15 protein-coding genes are annotated in these 20,289 nt (G+C 59.6%); 6 read left to right on the top strand and 9 right to left on the bottom strand.

What is annotated here, in order from left to right; all coding sequences use genetic code 11:
* Positions 1–107 precede the first annotated feature (107 nt).
* The 4 genes from ACP7B0_RS20440 to ACP7B0_RS20425 are packed head-to-tail and all read right to left on the bottom strand — an operon-like array spanning position 108 to position 3,559.
* Positions 108–1,274, bottom strand: coding sequence for a betaine/proline/choline family ABC transporter ATP-binding protein (locus ACP7B0_RS20440; RefSeq protein WP_426143457.1), 1,167 nt, complete (start codon positions 1,272–1,274; stop codon positions 108–110).
* Positions 1,271–1,924, bottom strand: coding sequence for an ABC transporter permease (locus ACP7B0_RS20435; RefSeq protein WP_426143456.1), 654 nt, complete (start codon positions 1,922–1,924; stop codon positions 1,271–1,273). Before ACP7B0_RS20435 ends, ACP7B0_RS20440 begins: the two co-directional genes overlap by 4 nt.
* 12 nt (positions 1,925–1,936) lie before the next feature.
* Positions 1,937–2,830, bottom strand: coding sequence for a glycine betaine ABC transporter substrate-binding protein (locus ACP7B0_RS20430; protein WP_426143455.1), 894 nt, complete (start codon positions 2,828–2,830; stop codon positions 1,937–1,939).
* Positions 2,831–2,845: 15 nt separating this feature from the next.
* On the bottom strand, positions 2,846–3,559 hold the full coding sequence (locus tag ACP7B0_RS20425) for an ABC transporter permease (protein ID WP_426143454.1): 714 nt from the start codon (positions 3,557–3,559) through the stop codon (positions 2,846–2,848).
* Positions 3,560–3,893: 334 nt separating this feature from the next.
* Between ACP7B0_RS20425 and ACP7B0_RS20420 the strand changes: the two genes are divergently transcribed.
* Positions 3,894–5,477, top strand: coding sequence for a peptide chain release factor 3 (locus ACP7B0_RS20420; protein WP_426143453.1), 1,584 nt, complete (start codon positions 3,894–3,896; stop codon positions 5,475–5,477).
* A gap of 315 nt (positions 5,478–5,792) precedes the next feature.
* Here ACP7B0_RS20420 and ggt read toward each other — a convergent pair whose 3' ends face one another.
* From ggt to ACP7B0_RS20395, 5 genes are all read right to left on the bottom strand, one after another.
* Complete coding sequence (gene ggt, locus ACP7B0_RS20415; protein ID WP_426143452.1) at positions 5,793–7,460, bottom strand: gamma-glutamyltransferase; 1,668 nt, start codon at positions 7,458–7,460, stop codon at positions 5,793–5,795.
* A 155-nt stretch (positions 7,461–7,615) separates the two neighbouring features.
* Positions 7,616–8,182, bottom strand: coding sequence for a pseudouridine synthase (locus tag ACP7B0_RS20410; protein WP_426143553.1), 567 nt, complete (start codon positions 8,180–8,182; stop codon positions 7,616–7,618).
* 132 nt (positions 8,183–8,314) lie between these two features.
* Complete coding sequence (amn, locus tag ACP7B0_RS20405; RefSeq protein ID WP_426143552.1) at positions 8,315–9,811, bottom strand: AMP nucleosidase; 1,497 nt, start codon at positions 9,809–9,811, stop codon at positions 8,315–8,317.
* 202 nt (positions 9,812–10,013) lie between these two features.
* Positions 10,014–11,660 (bottom strand): acyl-CoA dehydrogenase family protein, encoded by a 1,647-nt coding sequence (locus ACP7B0_RS20400; RefSeq protein ID WP_426143451.1) that lies wholly within the window; start codon positions 11,658–11,660, stop codon positions 10,014–10,016.
* A gap of 123 nt (positions 11,661–11,783) precedes the next feature.
* A complete protein-coding gene (locus tag ACP7B0_RS20395; RefSeq protein ID WP_426143450.1) occupies positions 11,784–13,772 on the bottom strand; it encodes a sensor histidine kinase in 1,989 nt (662 codons plus the stop codon).
* A 392-nt stretch (positions 13,773–14,164) separates the two neighbouring features.
* Between ACP7B0_RS20395 and ACP7B0_RS20390 the strand changes: the two genes are divergently transcribed.
* The 5 genes from ACP7B0_RS20390 to ACP7B0_RS20370 form a co-directional block, all read left to right on the top strand.
* A complete protein-coding gene (locus tag ACP7B0_RS20390) occupies positions 14,165–14,962 on the top strand; it encodes a hydroxymethylpyrimidine/phosphomethylpyrimidine kinase (protein WP_426143449.1) in 798 nt (265 codons plus the stop codon).
* A 23-nt stretch (positions 14,963–14,985) separates the two neighbouring features.
* Positions 14,986–15,612 carry a thiamine phosphate synthase gene (thiE, locus tag ACP7B0_RS20385; protein WP_426143448.1) on the top strand — a complete coding sequence of 209 codons (627 nt, stop codon included), beginning with the start codon at positions 14,986–14,988 and terminating at the stop codon, positions 15,610–15,612.
* A 43-nt stretch (positions 15,613–15,655) separates the two neighbouring features.
* Entirely contained in the window at positions 15,656–16,939 is a 1,284-nt protein-coding gene (gene hemL / locus ACP7B0_RS20380; RefSeq protein WP_426143446.1) for a glutamate-1-semialdehyde 2,1-aminomutase, read from the top strand.
* A 242-nt stretch (positions 16,940–17,181) separates the two neighbouring features.
* Positions 17,182–17,730, top strand: a complete 549-nt coding sequence (locus ACP7B0_RS20375) for a tetratricopeptide repeat protein (RefSeq protein WP_426143444.1) — start codon at positions 17,182–17,184, stop codon at positions 17,728–17,730.
* Positions 17,731–17,953: 223 nt separating this feature from the next.
* A partial coding sequence (locus ACP7B0_RS20370) for a toxin VasX (RefSeq protein WP_426143443.1) occupies positions 17,954–20,289 on the top strand: 2,336 nt, incomplete at its 3' end.

Here is a 20,289-nt window from a genome sequence, read left to right as displayed (position 1 = left end):
TGGTACTTCTGACAGCTGATATGCGCCGATGGGGAGCCGTCGACGAGCGAGACCAGAGATAAAGAAAGCCCCGACGCCATTGCAGCGCCGGACTTGATGCAACGCAGTTAAGCCTGCGCTTCAGCCGCAACATCTGCCGGCGAAACAATACTCGTCTTGCCACCCCGTGAACGCCCGGAACTCAAGTACTCGGCAATGGATTCCTGAGTCACTTCCCCAAGGAACACATTCTCGGCGTCCAGCACCGGCAGCCATGAGCGGTTGAACTCGTACATGCGCGACAGCAGGATGCGCAGGTTTTCGTCGTAGGCCGCCGTGCCGTTGAAGGTGCGCAGAAATTGCAGGCAGGTGCCGGTCTGACGGTGCAGATCGCGGCGACGCACGTAACCCATGGCCTTGTTTTCGCCATCGGTCACGACGATGTAGCGACGGTCGTTTTCGTCCATGACGTCCAGCGCGTCAGCGACCGGGGTTTCCGGGCTGACCGAGGGTGCGTTGTCGGCGGCGTCTTCGGCCTTGACCAGCAACAGGCGCTTGAGGGTGCTGTCCTGGCCGACGAAGCTGGAAACGAATTCGTCTGCCGGATGCGCCAGCAAGGTGTCCGGATGATCAATCTGCACCAGCTTGCCAGCGCGGAAGATAGCGATCTTGTCGCCCAGCTTGATGGCCTCATCGATGTCGTGGCTGACCATGATCACGGTCTTGTTCAGCGCGCGCTGCATTTCGAAGAATTCGTTCTGGATCATCTCGCGGTTGATCGGGTCAACCGCACCAAACGGTTCGTCCATCAGCAACAACGGCGCATCAGCGGCCAGGGCGCGGATCACGCCGATCCGCTGTTGCTGACCGCCGGACAGTTCCCGGGGATAGCGATTGAGGTATTGCTTGGGTTCCAGCTTGATCATGCTCATCAGTTCGCGGGCGCGGTCGTGGCACTTCTGCTTGTCCCAGCCCAGCAGGCGCGGAACGATGGTGATGTTTTCCTCGATGGTCATGTTCGGAAACAGACCGATCTGCTGGATCACATAACCAATGTTGCGACGCAGGGTTACTTCGTCCAGGCCGGTGGTGTCTTCGCCGTTGATCAACACCTTGCCGGAAGTCGGCATGATCAGGCGGTTGATCATTTTCAGGGTTGTGGACTTGCCGCAGCCCGACGGCCCCAGAAAGACACAGATCTCACCCTCGTTGACGGTCAGGCTTACCGAATCGACGGCTTTGACTTCTTTGCCGTTGCTTTGAAAAATCTTGGTCAGGTTTTGAAGTTCGATCATTTGAGCAATCCTTTTGGAGTCAGCGTGCGTTGCAGCCATTGCAGAAGCAGGTCGGCGAAGATGGCCAGAAGACTGACCAGCACGGCGCCGACGATCAGCATCGACATATCGCTGCGGCTGATTGAAGCAAGAATAAGTACACCCAGACCGCCCGCGCCGATGGTGGCGGCGATGGTCATGACGCCGATGTTCATCACCACGGCCGTGCGCACGCCCGCGAGGATTACCGGTACCGCGATGGGCAGTTCGACCATGCGCAGACGCTGGCCGAAGGTCATGCCGATGCCTTTGGCGGCTTCGCGAATCCCCGGTTCAACGCCGGTCAGCGCCAGATAGGTGTTACGCATGATCGGCAACAGTGAATAAAGGAACACGGCCGTAATGGCTGGCATCGGGCCAAGGCCCTGACCGAACTTTGAATAGAACGGCAGCAGCAACCCGAACAGGGCAATCGACGGCACGGTCAACAACACCGTGGCGCTGGCTTGCAATGGCCCGGCGAGCGAAGGGAAGCGCGTCATCAAGACACCCAACGGAACGCCGACCACAATGGCCAGCGTCACCGCAATGCCGACCAGCGTGATGTGCTGCCAGGTCAGGTGCAGGATCAGCGGCCAGTCCAGATGGGAGAAGGTATTCAAGAAATTCATGTCTTCTCCTTGTCAGTTCAGTGGGTGCTGGCGCAGGAATTCCGCGGCAACAACAGAAGGGCTTTCGTGGCCGACATCGATGCGGGCATTGAGGTCGATCATCGTCTGGTTATCCAGCAGATCCGCCAACGGTTTGAGCAGCGTTTCAATTTCCGGATGCGCACTCAGGTATTCCTGACGAATCACCGGCGCGGCGGTGTAGTCGGGGAAATAATGCTTGTCGTCCTGCAAGACTTTGAGCTTGAAGGCATTCAAACGGCCGTCGGTGGTGTAGACCAGGCCAGCGAAGACTTGTCCGTTACGCAACGCGGTGTAAACGAGGCCGGCGTCCATCTGCCGGGTGTTTTCACGACCGAGATTCATGTCGTAATGCTTGACCATGCCAATCAGACCGTCGGAACGGTTGGCGAACTCGGTGTCCAGCGCTACGACATGATTCTCTTTGGCTTCGTCCTTGAGCACCTTGGTCAGGTCGGTCATGGTGTTGACCTGCGGATACCGGTCGGCGATTTTCTGCGGCAAAGCCAGGGCGAAGGTATTGTTGAATTTCGACGGAAAAAGCCAGACCAGGCCTTTCTTCGCATCGAGTTCTTTCACCCTTGCGTAGGTTTGTTCGCTGTCGAGCTTTTCATCGACGTGGTTGTACGCCACCAGCGAAACACCGGTGTACTCCCACAGCAGGTCAAGCTGACCGCTTTCCTGAGCACTGCGCGCCAGGTTACTGCCCAGGCCGCCGTTGATCTGCACGTCATAGTTTTTGGTACGCAGGTATTGCGCGGTCAGTTCAGCGAGCATGGTCTGCTCGGTAAACACCCTGGCGCCGATGCGCAGCACGGGTTTATCCGCCGCTTGGGCCAATGCCGGGAACAGCAGGGCCAAGCCTAGAAACAAGCATAATTTTTTCATTGGGTTTCCTTTCGCTCAGCGAGTCAGGCCGCGTTCCAGCCACATACGGCTGGAGAATGTCACCAGGCCATCGAGCAGCAGCGCGAGCAACGCGGTACACGCTGCGCCCAGCAGCAATTGCGGCTGATTGTTCAAGGCGATGCCCGGGAAAATCAGGCTGCCGAGGCTGTTGGCACCGATCAGGAACGCCAGTGGCGCGGTCCCGACGTTGATCGCCAGCGCCACACGCACACCACCGACAATGATCGGCACGGCATTGGGCAATTCGACACGCATCAGCACCTGGCTGGGTGTCATGCCAATGCCGACAGCGGCTTCCTTGAGTGAACCTTGAACGTTTTTCAGGCCTTCATAGGTGTTGCGCACGATAGGCAACAACGAGGCGAGGAACAAAGCGAAGATGGCCGGTCCGCTGCCAATCCCGAGGATACCCAGGGCAATGGCCAGAACCGCGAGAGGAGGAATGGTGTTGCCAATGTTGAAGATCTGCATGAAACGTTCAGCGCGGCCAACCATGCTGGGTCGGCTAAGGGCAATGCCCGCCGGAATCCCGACCACAAGGGCCGCTAACATTGAAACCAGAACCAGAATCAGGTGAGCTTGCAAGTAAAACAGCAGGTCACCCTGGTATTGCTTGATGGTACTTATGCCGATCCAGTGGATCAGCAGGGCCAGGAGTGCGATCACAACCGCACCTCCAATCAGCCCCTTGCCATAGCGATTAGCCACAGGCGGACTCCTTATTTCAGTCGGCGAACGCGTTGCCGATGGTCGACCATTGCTGGTCACCAGGAATAACGTTCGCGAAGAGCAGCGGGTGGGTCGCCGTTGAGGGTGAACCTCGGCGAAAACACAAGCCATTAGCGCAGCTTCGTCAAGCTAACTCGTTGATTTTGCAGACCATGACGATGGCTGTATCAAGGCAGTGGACGTCTCCACGGTCTGAAAGGTTCCCACGCGAGACATTATTAAGCCACCGCGAATCGACTGAACGGTTCGGTTATTGCCCCGATTCAGGCTATAATCTGCGCCCTTTTTTGACCCACCTGCCAGGCGATTTCCCATGACCCAACAGGCCGCCGAAGTCGCGAAACGCCGCACTTTCGCCATTATTTCTCACCCGGATGCGGGTAAAACCACCATCACGGAAAAACTGCTGTTGATGGGCAAGGCCATTTCCGTCGCCGGCACGGTGAAGTCTCGCAAGTCCGATCGCCACGCGACATCCGACTGGATGGAGATGGAAAAGCAACGCGGCATCTCCATCACCACGTCGGTCATGCAGTTCCCGTATCGCGATCACATGATCAACCTGCTCGACACCCCGGGTCACGAAGACTTCTCGGAAGATACCTACCGTACCCTGACGGCCGTCGACTCGGCCTTGATGGTGCTCGACGGTGGTAAAGGCGTTGAGCCACGGACCATCGCCCTTATGGACGTCTGCCGTCTGCGGGACACGCCCATCGTCAGCTTCATCAACAAGCTGGACCGGGACATTCGCGACCCGATTGAGCTGCTGGACGAGATCGAAGCGGTCCTGAAGATCAAGGCCGCACCGATCACCTGGCCCATCGGTTGCTACCGGGATTTCAAGGGTGTCTATCACCTGGCTGACGACTACATCATTGTCTACACCGCCGGGCACGGCCATGAGCGCACCGACGTCAAAATCATCGAGAAGCTCGACTCGGACGAAGCCCGCGCGCATCTGGGCGACGAGTACGACCGTTTCGTCGAACAGCTTGAGTTGGTTCAGGGCGCTTGCCATGAATTCAATCAGGAAGAGTTCATCAACGGTCAACTGACCCCGGTGTTCTTCGGTACGGCGCTGGGCAACTTCGGTGTTGATCACGTCCTCGACGCTGTCGTGAACTGGGCACCGATGCCGTTGGCGCGAGTCGCCAACGAGCGCACTGTTGAGCCGACCGAAGAAAAATTCACCGGTTTCGTGTTCAAGATCCAGGCGAACATGGACCCCAAGCACCGCGACCGGATTGCCTTTATGCGCATCTGCTCAGGCCGCTACGACAAGGGCATGAAAATGCGCCATGTGCGTCTGGGCAAGGAAGTACGAATCGGCGACGCGCTGACGTTCTTCTCGTCCGAGCGTGAAATGCTCGAAGAAGCCTACGCAGGCGACATCATCGGTTTGCACAACCACGGCACGATCCAGATCGGCGACACCTTCACCGAAGGCGAAAACCTCGGTTTCACCGGTATCCCGCACTTCGCCCCGGAATTGTTCCGTCGCGTGCGCCTGAAAGACCCGCTCAAGTCCAAGCAATTGCGTCAGGGCCTGCAACAACTGGCCGAGGAAGGCGCCACTCAGGTGTTTTTCCCGCTGCGCAGCAACGACATCATTCTCGGCGCCGTCGGTGTGCTGCAGTTCGATGTGGTGGCCAGCCGCCTGAAGGAAGAATACAAGGTCGAGTGCGCCTACGAGCCGATCACCGTCTGGTCAGCCCGCTGGATCGAATGCACAGACAAGAAGAAACTCGAAGAGTTTGAAGTCAAGGCCGTGGAAAACCTTGCGCTGGACGGCGGCGGTCACCTGACCTATCTGGCGCCTACCCGCGTGAACCTGGCCTTGATGGAAGAACGCTGGCCGGACGTGAAATTCCGCGCCACGCGGGAGCATCATTGATCAGCTAAACGCCGCCACATTCTGTAGGAGCGAGCTTGCTCGCGATTGGGTGGATCAGTCGAAACCACTTTGACTGACACTACGCAATCGCGAGCAATGTGGATCGCCACCCCGGTAGCTCCTACAGGTCATGCAGCACACCCGGACACTGCGCAGTTCACACCGTGGGACCGGCTTTAGCCGGGAAGGCAGCCTTCCTGACGCCACTGATGCGCCGACTGTACCGGCCCTTTCCAGGCTAAAGCCTGTCCCACAGATCCAGACCATCGAGAAATCGGCATACCCGACGCCGGCCCCAAGTGATCGTCTATACGATCACTTCACCACCATCCCTACCCCCCTGCCCCGTGGATCGGACGCTGTTTCCAGCTTGGTGCCATCAATTTTGATTGCCTGCACATTGCCCATTTCCCAGCCCTGATCCTCAAGGGTGTAGCCCATGGCCTTGAGGTCATCTGCAGGCTTGCCGGTCAGCGGTGCGTAGGCGTCGTAATAGATGGTGTCTTTAGGCAGCAACTGGTGATGCACCCGTTGGGCGCCGACGGCTTCTTTCAACGGCAGCTTGTAGTCATAGATGTTATTGAGCACCTGAAAGATCGAGGTGAAAATCCGCGAGCCGCCCGGCGTACCCAGCACCAGCGTGACTTCACCGTCGCGCGTTACCAGACTCGGACTCATGGAAGACAGCATGCGCTTGCCCGGTTCGATGGCATTGGCGCTGCCACCGACAACGCCAAAGGCATTGGCCACACCCGGTTTGGAGCTGAAGTCATCCATTTCATCGTTGAGCAGGAAGCCCGCGCCTTTCACCACAACGCCGCTGCCGTAATCCCAGTTCAAGGTGTACGTGTTGCTGACCGCATTACCTTGTTTGTCGACGATGGAGAAGTGCGTGGTCTGATGCGGTTCAAGGCCCGGTTTGATGTTTTCAGTGGGGGAAATGGCGGTCGGGTTGATCTCATGGGCGCGCTTGGCCAGGTACGCTTCGTCGATCAGTTCATTGACCGGCACCTTGGAGAATTCCGGGTCGCCTAGATAATCGGCCCGGTCGGCAAACACACGCTTTTCGATTTCCGCCAACAAGTGGATGTAGCGGGCAGAGTTGAGTTCGACGCCCTTGAAGTCGGCGGCCCGCTGCTCCTTGATGCCAATCAGTTGTGCCAGTGCGACGCCACCGGAACTGGGCAGCGGCGCGGTGTACAGCGTGTTGCCGCGCCAGTTGACGTGCAGCGGTTTACGCCACACGGCTTTGTAGTCCGCCAGATCCTGTTTGCTGATCAACCCGTCGTCGCGCTGCATCTGCGCCACCAGCAAATCAGCGGTTTCACCCTCATAAAATTCCTTTGCCCCTTTGTCGGCAATGCGTTCAAGGGTTTTCGCCAATTCCGGCTGGCGCAAGGTTTCGCCGACTTTCATGCTGCCGAAATAGTCATTGAAATTGGTCGTGCCATTGAACAACTGCAAGGCTTCCTGGCGATACATGTACTGCTTTTCAGCCACCTTGAAACCGTTCTGCGCGTAGCCAATGGCGGGGGTCAGCAACTCGGACCATGGCAATTTGCCGAATTTCCGGTGCGCCTCCCACAAGCCCATCACCGTACCCGGCACGCCCACTGCCCGGGCGCCGACCAGGCTCATGTTCTCGATGACTTCACCCTTCTCGTTCAAGTACATATTGCGCGATGCGGCTTTGGGAGCCGTTTCCCGATAATCCAGAAAGTACGGTTTGCCGTCCATGAACAGGGTCATGAAGCCCCCGCCGCCAATGTTGCCGGCCTCGGGATACGTCACCGCCAGGGTGAAGGCCGTGGCAACGGCGGCGTCCACGGCATTGCCGCCTTTCTTGAGAATCTGTGCCGCGACCTCGGCGCCATATTGGTCGGGCGATGCCACCGCGCCGCCTTCCAGCGTGACAGCGAATGCTGCGGATGAACTGACAATCGCGACGGACAGGGCCAGTGTCTTGAACAGGACGACTCGCATAGCATTTCCTTAATGTTTGCCAAACGGACCGCACTGATTAATGACCAGGAAACGTATAAACGCAAACGGCCACCCGAAGGTGGCCGCTTTCCGGCAATTAAACGTCGCAGCTTGAATCAAACAAACTCGTCGCGAGCACGAATAAATCTACACCGTCACAACCGCGCAGGCACTTCCCGCCACTGCCCTTGATCCAGCCCCTCCAGGGTCCAGTCGCCAATCCTGACCCGAACCAGTCGCAGCGTCGGCAAACCGACGGCCGCTGTCATGCGGCGTACCTGGCGGTTGCGGCCTTCTTTGATCACCAGTTCCAGCCAACGGGTTGGCACGCTCTTACGAAAGCGCACGGGCGGGTTGCGTGGCCAGAGGTCAGGCTCGTCCAGTTGACGGGCCTGGGCGGGCAAGGTCGGGCCGTCGTTGAGCTGTACGCCGTCGCGCAACAGCTGTAATTGCGCGTCCGTTGGCTCCCCTTCGACTTGCACCCAATAGGTCTTCGCCAGTTTGTGCTTCGGGTCGGCAATCCGTGCCTGCAACTGCCCGTCATTGGTCAACAGCAACAACCCTTCGCTGTCGCGATCCAATCGTCCGGCAGGATAAATACCGGGGATGGCGATGTAATCCTTAAGCGTCGCCCGCCCTTCTGCGTCGCTGAACTGCGTCAGCACATCGAATGGCTTGTTGAACAGGATCAGTTTCGGTTCGGCAGGCGGTGCTTTGGCGATGCGACGGCCAGCACTGGCCTTTGCGGGCGCTGGACGACGAGAAACGGGGCGTTGGATGCGGGACATGGCGGTTCAGGATTCGGAAAACAGAAAGGGCCACTTTAATGGCCCTTTCGTTAAATACCTAACCCATCAACGGAACGGCGGCTCGTCGAAGCTGCGCAGTTTGCGCGAGTGCAGCGAGTTCAGTTCGGTACGCAGCAGGTCCAGCGCTGCGATGCCGATCTTCAAGTGCTGGCTCACCGCTCGCTCGTAGAACGCATTGGCCGAACCTGGCAGCTTGATTTCGCTGTGCAGCGGTTTGTCGGATACGCACAGCAATGTGCCGTAAGGCACCCGCAAACGGTAACCCTGAGCTGCGATGGTGCCGCTTTCCATGTCCACGGCAACCGCTCGGGACAGGTTGATCAGCGGACGCTCCTGTGCCCAGCGCAATTCCCAGTTACGGTCGTCGTAGGTCAGGACGGTGCCGGTGCGCAGGCGCTTCTTCAGGTCGTCGCCACGCTCACCGGTGATTTGCGCAGCCGACTCCTGCAACGCCAGCTGCACTTCAGCCAGCGCCGGGATCGGGATATGCGGCGGCAACACGCGATCCAGAATCCCGTCGCGACGCATGTAAGCGTGCGCCAGCACGTAGTCGCCGATGGTCTGGGATTGGCGCAGACCTCCGCAGTGGCCGATCATCAGCCAGCAATGCGGGCGCAGCACGGCAAGGTGGTCGGTGATGTTCTTGGCGTTGGACGGGCCGACGCCGATGTTCACCAGCGTGACGCCGTGGCCGTCTTCGGCGATCAGGTGATAAGCCGGCATCTGGTAACGGTGCCAGACCACACTGGCGACGATGGCCTGTGCTTCGCCGTGATCCATGGTCTTTTCGACGATCACGTTACCCGGCAGGACCATGCGCACAAAGCGCGGGTCTTCGCGAAGTTTTTCCAGGCCGTGAACGATGAACTGGTCAACGTAGCGATGATAGTTGGTCAGCAGAATCCACGGTTGAACGTGGCGCCAGTCGCTGCCGGTGTAATGCACCAAGCGACGCAACGAGAAGTCCACCCGCGCAGCGTCGAACAACGCCAGAGGCAGCGGATCGGTATTGGCCCAGTCGTAGAGACCATCGGCGATACCGTCGGTGGCGGCAGACAAGTCAGTGCTGGGGAAAACCCGCGCCAGCGCCGCAGCCGTCACACCGGAACCGGCCAGCTCGTCGCCCTGCTCGACCACGTACGGGTAAGGAATATTCTGCTCGCTGACGCCCACCTCCACCGTGATGGTGAAGTCGTTCATCAGCGGAACGAGCTGCTCCAGCAGGTATTTTCGGAACGCTGCGGGGTGGGTCACGGTGACGCTGTAAGTGCCCGGCAACTGGACTTTGGCGTAAGCCCGGGTAGTCAGTGGCACTTCGCCCTGACACAAGTAAGTCAGGCGCAGCTCCGGGTAACGGAACAGCGCACGCTGCTCGGCATCAGGTTCAACACGGTCTTTCAAATAACGCTTGAGGGCCTGGCTCAGCGCATCGGTTGCGATCCTGTGCAGTTCAGCAAGCCGATCTACGGCTTGTTCGGCAGTTTCAACGACAATAAACGCTTGAGTCACGATTCGTATCCTTCTGATCTTGCAGGCCTCCATCTTGCCTGCATCGTCGAGGGAAGGCACTAGTGGCCGTCATCTGAAACTCAGGGACACCTGTAGAACTCCTGTTGCACAGTCCTGGAGTCGCGTGCCTATCCGGCAGTTCACTCCGTGGGCCCGGCTTTAGCCGGGAGGGGCCGGAATGATCGCCGGAAATCAACCTGATCCTCGCAGTGCACTCTCGCCAACAAGAGGACGCCTACACCTGCGGCGACGACCGGGCCACCAGCGCCTCGACATCCACGCCTCGGGGCAGCGCGCCATACACGCCACTGCGCGACGCCAGACGGCTGGCGATGAAACCGTCGCTGACCGCACTGTTCCCCGCCTCAAGCAACAATTTGGCCTGCAACGCCAGGGCGATGTCTTCGGTCAACTGCCGGGCGCGGTACTGGATATCGTGGGTGTCGCCGAATGCAGCCTTGAGCCGGCCAATGTGCATGGCCAGGTCCTGATCGCCATGCCCGTCTCCCAGCTCCGTGAACAAGGCGTCCAGCAGGCCCGGCTCCTTGGACAACGCGCGCAGCACATCGAGGCATTGCACGTTGCCGGAGCCTTCCCACGTCGAGTTGACCGGCGCTTCGCGATACAGGCGCGGCAGGATGCTGTCTTCGACATACCCCGCGCCGCCCATGCATTCGGCCGCTTCATTGATCATGGCCGGGGCACGCTTGCAGATCCAGTATTTGCCCACCGCCGTGACCAACCGGGCGAAGCGTGCTTCGTGAAGGTCCTGCACGTTATCCAGGGCTCGGCCCATGCGCAGGGTCAGCGCCAACGCGGCTTCGCTTTCCAGCGCAAGGTCGGCCAGAACGTTCTGCATCAAGGGCTGCTCGCTCAATACCCGGCCGCCCACGCTGCGGTGCGCGCAATGATGACTGGCCTGGGTCAATGCCTGACGCATCAAGGCGCTGGACCCCACCATACAGTCGAAACGGGTCATGGCGACCATTTCGATGATGGTCGGCACACCGCGGCCTTCCTCGCCGATCATCCAGGCAAACGCGCCGCGAAACTCGACCTCACTGGATGCATTGGACCAGTTGCCCAGCTTGTTCTTCAGGCGTTGTATGTAGAACTCGTTGCGCGTGTCATCCGGCCGATGACGGGGCAGCAGGAAGCAGGTCAGGCCCTTGTCGGTCTGGGCCAGGGTCAGGAACGCATCGCACATGGGTGCCGAGCAAAACCATTTGTGCCCCACCAGTTCATACGCCTGCCCCGGCCCGGCGGCGCCGACCGGATAAGCCCGAGTCGTGTTGGAACGCACGTCCGTGCCGCCCTGTTTTTCGGTCATCGCCATGCCGATGGTCACGCCAGCTTTATGGGCCATGCCGACGTTGCGGGGGTCGTACTGGGTAGCAAGCACCTTGGGCAACCAGCGCTCTGCAAGATCCGGCTGTAAACGCAAGGCGGGTACGCTGGCGAAGGTCATGGTCAACGGGCAACCGCTGCCCGCCTCGGCCTGACTGTGCAGATAGCTCATGGCCGCCCGCGCCACATGGGCGCCCGGCTGAGGGTGAGTCCAGGGCAATGACGGGATACCGTGCTCCACCGCCGTGCGCATCAGTTGATGGTAGGCCGGATGGAATTCCACCAGATCGATGCGATGCCCATAGCGATCATGGCTGACAAATACCGGTTTGTTCTGATTGGCGAGAAAACCTGCCTCCATCAATGGCCCGCCCGCCAGCGCCCCGTAGGCATCCATCCGCGCCTGGGCCCAGCCCGCCCCGAACCGCTCGGACCATTCCTGCAAGGGCAAGTCGATGCGATAAAGGTTACTGCCGTCCAGCGAAGGCGGCTGATTGGTCACTTCGTGGGTTTCGGCGAACTGATGCAGGTTCATGACGGGGCTCCTGTCTGCGGGCGCATGGCGACACGTCCATAACCGCAGTGAAGCACGCAGTCGCCCCGTTAAAAAGTGCCGTACATGACTAAATGTCGGCGCTTTTGCCCTGAAAAAAGGGCGCTACGGGGTTTCCCCGAGTTCCGGCCAACGGGGCTCTGCCTTCCGGGAAGGTATCCCCAGCGGCACGCTCAATGTGAAGCAACTGCCGCGCCCTGGCTCGGAGCGATGGCTCAGCCTGCCGCCCTGAAGCTCGATCAACTGCGAGCAAATGGCCAGACCAATGCCCAGCCCGCCATGTTCGCGTGTCATTGAGCCATCGACCTGGAAAAAACGCTGATACGGCACCGCGTCGTTCAATTGCCCGAAGCCAATACCGCTGTCAATGACCTCAATCGAAACCTGTACGGTGCCAGTACCCGACCTTTCGCCAGCGACTCGTAACTGGACGAAACCGGCCTTGGTGAACTTGACCGCATTATCCAGCAGACACTCCAGGCACTGGCGCAACTTGATGGGGTCGCCTTGTACGCAGTCCGGCAATGACTCGTCCAGATCAAAACCAAACGTCAAACCCTTGCTTTGCGCCAAACGGGCAAAGGGTTCAGCCACGGATTGCAACAGGCGCCGCACATCGAAAACCTCGTCAGCGACGCTCAACCGGCCTGCGCGTAATTCGGTGAGGGTCAGAATGCCGTTGATCATGCTCATCATGTTCTGCGCGGAACAGGCTGCCGTCTGGTGATAGGACTCAAGCTCGGCATCCATTTTCACGGTCTGCATCAACTCCAGTGAGCCAATGACCCCGTTCATGGGCGTGCGAAGCTCATGGGTCAGCGTGGCGAGAAACTGGTCTTTCAGACGGTTGCTGGCAGCCAGTTGCTCATTCAGCCGCTCCAGCTTTTCACCGGTCTGCGACAGAACACGAGACTGTTCATCGCGGCTGTGGTTGATGCGTGCCGCCAGGGCCATCGAGAGCAGGGCTACCTCAAGCGCAGAACCGATCTGGTTGGCATGCATCGTAAAAAAGGTATTGGGCAGATAGCCCATCAACATGCAGGCGTGCACCGCGCTGCCTATCAGGAACGCTGACCAGGCAATGACGAAATAACGCGCCACGTAAATACCCTTCGATATAGCCATGAACCCGGCCACGAAGATCATCAGTGTGCATCCCAGCACCAAGACATTGGCAAGACGCAAAGCCAGGCTGTAATCAGGATTCAAGGCCAGGACCGAGACCAGTCCGGCAAACCCCATCAACACCACCAGCGTGCGATCCAGCCAGGACGCGATGGCTGCGGTTTGCAGAAATGAGCGGGAGAACTGGCAGGCGAACAGCATCGAAGCGCCAATCAGGAACGGCGGCGCTGCGTTGGCCCACCACGTGTTATCAGGCCAGAAAAACTCGACACCGGTGCCATGAACCGCCAGTTGATAAAACCCGAACGGGGCGATGTAAAGGATGTAATACAGGTAGCTGGCGTCCCGCACACCGATGTAGATGCACAGGTTGTAAACGAACATGACCAGCAGCACGCCATACAACAACCCGAGAAAATACAGGCGTGCGGGCTGTTCTTCTAGATAAGCGCGACCGGACCAGAGGTTCAAGGGCACCTGAATCGACCCCAGAGTGGCCACTCTAAGGTAGACCGTCCTGCTTTGCCCGGCCGCCATCGCGAGTTCAAACAGGTAATTGTTCTGCTTAAGCTGACGACTGGAAAACGGCAACTTGTCGCCCGTGCGCGCCGCCAGTTGTGCACCGCCGGTGTCATCGCTGACGTACAGTTCAACCTTGTCCAGCGGTGGGAAAGGCACCTCCAGCAGCCAGTCACGATGAACACCCGGATCATGCGGGCGGTATTGCAGCGTCACCTTCAGCCAGAAAGCAGAGCGCGAATAACCGGCATTCAAGGTCTCGGCATTCAGCGGTCTGAACCGGGACGCCATGGCAGCCGAACTGACGCTTTCGATAGTCGCCTGACCGCTGATGTCTTCAAATACCTGCGTCGCGCGGCCGAGCGCAAGGGTACGGGTGTTTTCGTCGAACTCGACAGCGTCGACCAACAGAGGCAGCAAGGCGACCAGCATCAACAGCACATAACGCATACAGCCCCGGCAACAAGTCAGATCGTGCCAAAACCCCTTCCAGTGGAGCCTCGGTACTCGCGGATTCGAATGAAGTGAAAACGTCCGGATCGTCCTTGAAGCCCTTGTTCAAAAGTGACTCTGTTTTCAGGCAGCCTGCTCAATCGGCAGCGACGAAGGGTCACGCACCCCGCGTTTTCTGATCCACCTGCTGACAGCATAGCTGGCAATGGCTATTAGACACTAACGGTTTAAAACTCAGCGAAGGCTCTATTCCGGCACTTTCAGCTTGAACACGAGCAATAGGCTCGATCATTTTCGAGAAAGTAGCCGTCAACTGGGCCTTTTGATTGTAGGAAAATTCCAAGGTCTGCAAGGGCTCTGGAAAACGTTTAGTGGTAAGCTCGCGCTCCATGAATATCTATAGCTCCCGCCCCGTTGTCCTCTGTCTCTCCGGCCACGACCCAAGTGGCGGCGCCGGTTTGCAGGCAGATATCGAAGCCCTGCTTGCCCAGGGCTGTCATGCCGCAACAGCAGTGACCGCACTGACTGTCCAGGACACCGTCAACGTCAGCGACTTCCGCGTGCTGGATCGCGAGTGGGTAATGGCCCAGGCCAATGCCGTGCTCAATGACTCCACCGTTGCGGCCGTCAAGCTGGGCATGCTCGGCTCGCTGGAAATGGTTGAAACGGTCGTAGCGCTGCTTCAGGCACATCCGCACTTGCCGCTGGTCTGCGACCCGGTGCTCCGCGCGGGGGGCGGTGGTCGTCTGGGCAAGGATGAAGTCGGGTACGCCATGCGCGAACGGCTGCTGCCTTTGGCCACCATTGCGACGCCCAATCTGCCGGAAGCCCGCATTCTCGCGGAGCTGCCCGACGGCACGGCAGATGAGTGCGCCGCCAGGCTGTTGCCGTATTGCGAGCACCTGTTGATCACCGGCGGTCATGGCGACGAGCAAGAAGTCCACAACCGTCTATACATGCGTAACGGCCAGACTCATACCTTCACGTGTCAGCGTTTGCCTGGCAGTTATCACGGTTCCGGCTGCACGCTTGCCAGTGCTCTGGCCGGCCGTCTGGCCCAGGGTCAGGAGCTGGTCAGCGCGGTGAAATCAGCGCTGGACTACACGTGGCGCACCTTGCGTGATGCCGAGCAGTTGGGCAAAGGTCAATTTGTTCCTCGCCGCCTGCCGCTGGACTTTTGCTCGTAACGCCACGCTATGAGGCTCCATTGATGAAACTACGTGGCCTGTATGCCATCACCGACAGCCAGCTGTTGGCCGGTAGGTTCCTGTCTTACGTCGAAGCCGCCCTCGAGGGCGGCGTCACCTTGTTGCAGTACCGCGACAAAGGCACTGATGAATCCCGCCGTCTGCGCGAAGCCGATACCCTGCTCAAGCTGTGCGAGCGGTACAAAACCCAGCTGATCATCAATGACGACGCTGAACTGGCGTCGCGCCTTGGCGTCGGTGTCCATCTGGGCCAGACCGATGGCTCGCTGACGCTGGCCCGCACGATTCTGGGCCGCAAGGCCATTGTCGGTGCCACCTGTCACGGCAGCCTCGAACTGGCCGAACAGGCCAAGGCTGAAGGTGTCAGCTATGTGGCATTTGGGCGCTTTTTTACTTCCACGACCAAACCGGACGCTCCGGCCATCGCGCTGGACATTCTGGATCAGGCCCGCGCTCGCTTTCACTTGCCGATTGCGGTGATTGGCGGCGTCACGCTGGAAAACGCGCCACAACTGGTTGAGCACGGGGCCGATCTGTTAGCCGTGGTACACGGCTTGTTCGGTGCCGACAGCGCCCAGGAAGTCACCCGCCGTGCCCGAGCGTTCAATGCCTTGCTGAAAAAAAACTGACACCGGCCCTGAATCCTATTCGTTTAAACGTAGAGACCTGATCATGTCCCGTTCTGAAACATTATTCGCCAATGCACAAGTCCATATTCCCGGCGGCGTGAACTCGCCGGTCCGCGCGTTCAAAAGCGTGGGCGGTACACCTTTGTTCTTCAAGCACGCGGCGGGTGCTTACGTGACGGACGAAGACGACAAGCGCTATGTGGATTACGTGGGCTCCTGGGGCCCGATGATTCTGGGTCACAGCCATCCGGAAGTGCTTGATGCAGTGCGCAACCAACTGCAACACGGCCTGTCATACGGCGCGCCGACCGCCATGGAAACCGAAATGGCGGACCTGGTCTGCTCCATCGTGCCCTCCATGGAGATGGTGCGCATGGTCAGCTCCGGCACCGAAGCGACCATGAGCGCCATTCGCCTGGCCCGTGGTTATACCGGCCGCGACAGCATTCTCAAGTTCGAAGGCTGCTACCACGGCCACTCCGACAGTCTGCTGGTTAAAGCGGGTTCCGGCGCGTTGACGTTGGGCGTCCCGAGTTCGCCAGGCGTACCGGCGGCATTTGCCAAACACACGCTGACCGTGCCGTTCAACGACCTTGAGGCCGTTAAAGAGCTGCTGGCCGAAGTAGGCCAGGAAGTGGCGTGCATTATCGTCGAGCCGGTTGCCGGCAACATGAACTGCGTACCGCCTGCTCCGGGTTACCTGCAGGGCTTGCGTGACGTGTGCGACGAACATGGCGTGGTGCTGATCTTTGACGAAGTCATGACGGGCTTCCGCGTCGCCCTTGGCGGTGCCCAGGCTTACTACAACGTGACGCCTGACCTGAGCACCTTCGGCAAGATCATCGGCGGCGGCATGCCAGTGGGCTGTTTCGGTGGCAAGCGCGAAATCATGTCCCACATCGCCCCGCTGGGCCCGGTCTATCAAGCGGGCACCTTGTCCGGCAACCCGCTGGCGATGGCGGCCGGCTTGACCACACTGCGCCTGATCAGCCGTCCCGGCTTTCACGACGAACTGAGCGACTTCACCCGTCGCCTGCTCGAAGGTCTGCAGCAACGGGCCGATGCAGCGGGCATCCCGTTCGTGACCACCCAGGCCGGCGGCATGTTTGGCCTGTATTTCAGCGATGCCAAAGAGATCGTCACCTTCCAGGATGTGATGACCAGCGACGCCGATCGCTTCAAGCAGTTCTTCCACCTGATGCTCGAAGGCGGCGTGTACCTGGCGCCCAGTGCATTCGAAGCGGGCTTCACCTCCATCGCCCATGGCGACGAAGAGCTGAAACTGACGCTGGATGCGGCCGAGAAAGCGTTTGCGGCATTGAAATAAGCGGCTATGCGGTATTGGCAGGGGCAAACTTGTTCGCGAATCGGCGTGCCACCACACCGTCTCACCAGCAAGTTGGCCCCCGTTGACGATATAACCCACTGCAAACACAGCCTTTTCAAGCCCGTGCAGCAGAAAAACAGTAAAGACTTTGTAAGGTTGGCCTCGCTTATTTCATAATGCGCAGCCAGCACGTTTAGCTGGACGGGTACGCCCGCACCTTTTTCAGAGGTAAGTCGATTCCCATGAACCGCACCGGCCGCACCCTTGCATTGGGCTGCCTGTTGCTTATTCATCCCCTGCTGGCGGACGCAGGCGGCAACTCGTTGTTAATCCCAGCGGTGGGTCGTTGCACCCTCAATACCCAGCCAGACAACCTGCCAGCAGCGCTTTCGGCCTGCCAGCAGGCCGCGCAATCCGGGGATGCACAGGCACAATACGAGTTGGGGGAGTTCTACCACGACGGCAAACACGCGCCTCGTGACCTGCCTCAAGCACTCAACTATTTCGAGCAAGCGTCATTGCAGGGACACCCGCAGGCGCAATATCAGTTGGGGCTGATGTTCGCCAAGGGCGAGGGTGTGCAAGCCAATAACGTTCAGGCGTACATCGTGCTCAAAATGGCCGCGGTCAACGGCTCTGAAGACGCTCTGGACGCCGCCGATGAAGTATCGGAACGCATGCAGCGTGACGAACTCGAACTCGCAACCCAGGTCCTGGGCCAGATCTTCCGCAAATACCTGCTGGAACTGCAAACAGCCGAAGGCCGCACGCCGTTTGCGCCGTTGCCTTAGGGACCCTTTGCTTTTAGCCAAAATGTGACCGTGATGAGTTGCCAGGCATGCAATGGCAACAATTGTCGTAGGCCTTTTCCTAAAGACCTTTTAGCGTATTGAGCGCCCCTTCTTCATAAGCCACTCTGCCGCCCTTATTCAGGGATCCGGTTGTGCCTCGTTGCGCGCGCCCATCTGACCCTGGTTTTCAGAGAGCGCGCCCGCCCAAGGCAAGGAGCCTGCAATGACTCATCCCTTCCAGACCCCACGGGGCCACATGGCCAACCTGATCGCGTGCTCCAAAAGCGCGGATGCGCCCGATGCCGGCGGGATGTGCCCGTTGATGAGCCAGACCCTGCAACTGCTGCCGGTGCGCTATGGCCGGGTGGAGGAGCTGGACCCATCCATCGAGCTGCCCATGCCTTATCAACTGCAGTCGCTGCCCTTGGGGTTTCGGCTGCTGCGTGATGGTTTTTTGTACATTATCGACAGCTCCACCGGCTGGCTGCATGAGTACAGAACCCGGGACGGCTCCGTTGTGGCCTTGCTCTTCAAGGGCGACGAGGTCAGTGACAATCAGCGCAGCCGCGTTCTCGAGGTCGATCCGCCGCTGGTGTTTTCCCGCAAGGGCTTCCTGCATGTCGCGTATTCAGAAGTCCAGTGGACGGCCTTCAAATGCGCCCAGGTCCTGAAGGTCGCCGCCGAGCGTGAGTATTTCATGCAGCGCATCAGCTTCGAGGGCATCGACCATGGCCAGGGGCGGGACCTGATCGAAGCGTCCAGCATGGCCGTGTGGCTGGCCGAAAGCAGCGGCGCCTGGGCGGACAGACCCGGCGATGCGCCCGCGTCAGACGCCTACACCTGGGAACACACCCCGTTGTATCGCAAAACCATCATCGAGGAGTTCACCAGCCAGGTCACGGCGGCGCACAAACGTGACTTTCTGTTCCTGGCCGTGCGCGATGACGTGGGGGTGATGCGTGACCTGGCCCATCATCAGGATCAGGTGGTGGGCCAGATTCAGGCGTGGGCCGAAACCGAGGATGTCGAACGCGACTACCTGCTGGGCTGTTACATCGAGTCGATCACGCAAATCAAGGATGCCGACCTGGAGGAGCGGGCCAGGAAGGACCGCACCCTCAAACCGCTGCTCGAGGACCTCGAGAGCCTGCCCGAGCCCGAGCGCACCCAGACGCGCAAGACCCTGCGCGCGATCATGAGCGAGGACAACCGCGAGATCGCCAAAGCCTACTTCAATGACCCCGACCTGCCCGCTGACCTGCAGGCCCGGCTTGACGCCGTCAAACCCGGGCGGCTGAGCATGGATGACGGCATAGAGGCCCGGGCGCAGACCATTCAGCAGTATCACCTTGAGCAGAAATTCGTCAGCACCCCGCCGGACTTCATCGCCCGCCATCGCAAGCCGCTGTGGATGATCTATCGCCACATGGATACGCGCACCCGGGATTTGCTGTACGGCGCCCGATTCGGCCAACGGGGCATCAACGAACTGATTGATCGCCCGGCCATGGACGCCTTTCTGCAACAACAGCGCGAGGTGCTGCAACCGTTGAATGCGCTGCTGGACAGGATTACCCGGGACCGCGTCGACCTGTTGATTCAACACAAGCTGCACCGCGCCCTCTGGTATTACGACATCGAGGACAGCGCGCAGGTCGACCACGCGCTGATCACCGAATACGCCTGCCTGAAAGATATTTGCCGCAGTGACTATGCCATCGAGAAGGTGCTGGACTGGCTCAATACCCATCCTGTCATGACCCGGCCGATGTTCTACGCCGCGCCCCTGAGCGCGCAAACCGAACTGGGCGTGCAATTTGCCTACTTCACCAATGCGGGCTGGCTGCTGATCAAGGAGTCACCGCTGTGGCTCGAACGCCTCAGGCAATGGGGCGAGGGGCTGGTGCTCAATACCGAAAAACTGCCTGCGGCCACCCAGGTCAACGCCGCTGCGGCCTTGGGCACGCTGGCGCCCGCGTTGCACATGGGTATCCAGCAAGCGCTGCAGGAATTTTTGCAGAGCCTGGACAAGGGCCAGTTGCCGGAGATCGAGGCATTGTTCCGGCGCATGCCCAAGGCCGTCGGCACGATGATTCTGGACGCGGCCCGCGTGGAGGGCGTGACCTTTCAGGTGGGCAATGCCGATGACCTCCGGCACGTAAGCCAAACGGTGCAAGAAGTGCTGAGCGTGCGCCGGCAACTGACGTCACTGAAACACACCGCGCAGCAAAGAAAGGCTCATGACGCCTTCTGGCACCTGAACCCTCAGGCGAAATCATTCAAGGACGCGCAGCACACCTTGCAACAGCGCCTGCAGGAACTCGAACCCCAACTCGCCCGCTTCATGAGCCCGGTGGCAGCCCTGCCGGAGGAGGCGATGCACCTTCAGGCCGCCTCGTCAGGCAAGCCGGGCCTGACGCTGGTCTTCCCGCCGCACAAACACGAAGCAGTGCGTTCCGTGCTGGATAACTACCGACTGGGGGTGAAGAAAGCGCCGAAGGTCGGACTGCTGGGGGATGGGGCGGGGTTATTGGTGTTTGTGGCGCAGGTGGTGAATTT

The organism is Pseudomonas sp. DWP3-1-2 (assembly GCF_049896285.1).
GTDB lineage: Bacteria > Pseudomonadota > Gammaproteobacteria > Pseudomonadales > Pseudomonadaceae > Aquipseudomonas.
This window is presented reverse-complemented; position numbering and strand designations above follow the sequence as displayed.

Bases quoted from the DNA above. Each gene is read 5' to 3' on its own strand.
- hemL (WP_426143446.1), top strand. From the start codon at position 15,656: ATGTCCCGTTCTGAAACATTATTCGCCAATGCACAAGTCCATATTCCC.
- thiE (WP_426143448.1), top strand. From the start codon at position 14,986: ATGAAACTACGTGGCCTGTATGCCATCACCGACAGCCAGCTGTTGGCC.
- ACP7B0_RS20420 (WP_426143453.1), top strand. From the start codon at position 3,894: ATGACCCAACAGGCCGCCGAAGTCGCGAAACGCCGCACTTTCGCCATT.
- ACP7B0_RS20435 (WP_426143456.1), bottom strand. From the start codon at position 1,924: ATGAATTTCTTGAATACCTTCTCCCATCTGGACTGGCCGCTGATCCTG.
- ACP7B0_RS20430 (WP_426143455.1), bottom strand. From the start codon at position 2,830: ATGAAAAAATTATGCTTGTTTCTAGGCTTGGCCCTGCTGTTCCCGGCA.
- ACP7B0_RS20400 (WP_426143451.1), bottom strand. From the start codon at position 11,660: ATGAACCTGCATCAGTTCGCCGAAACCCACGAAGTGACCAATCAGCCG.
- ACP7B0_RS20395 (WP_426143450.1), bottom strand. From the start codon at position 13,772: ATGCGTTATGTGCTGTTGATGCTGGTCGCCTTGCTGCCTCTGTTGGTC.
- amn (WP_426143552.1), bottom strand. From the start codon at position 9,811: ATGGAGGCCTGCAAGATCAGAAGGATACGAATCGTGACTCAAGCGTTT.
- ACP7B0_RS20390 (WP_426143449.1), top strand. From the start codon at position 14,165: ATGAATATCTATAGCTCCCGCCCCGTTGTCCTCTGTCTCTCCGGCCAC.
- ACP7B0_RS20375 (WP_426143444.1), top strand. From the start codon at position 17,182: ATGAACCGCACCGGCCGCACCCTTGCATTGGGCTGCCTGTTGCTTATT.
- ggt (WP_426143452.1), bottom strand. From the start codon at position 7,460: ATGCGAGTCGTCCTGTTCAAGACACTGGCCCTGTCCGTCGCGATTGTC.
- ACP7B0_RS20440 (WP_426143457.1), bottom strand. From the start codon at position 1,274: ATGATCGAACTTCAAAACCTGACCAAGATTTTTCAAAGCAACGGCAAA.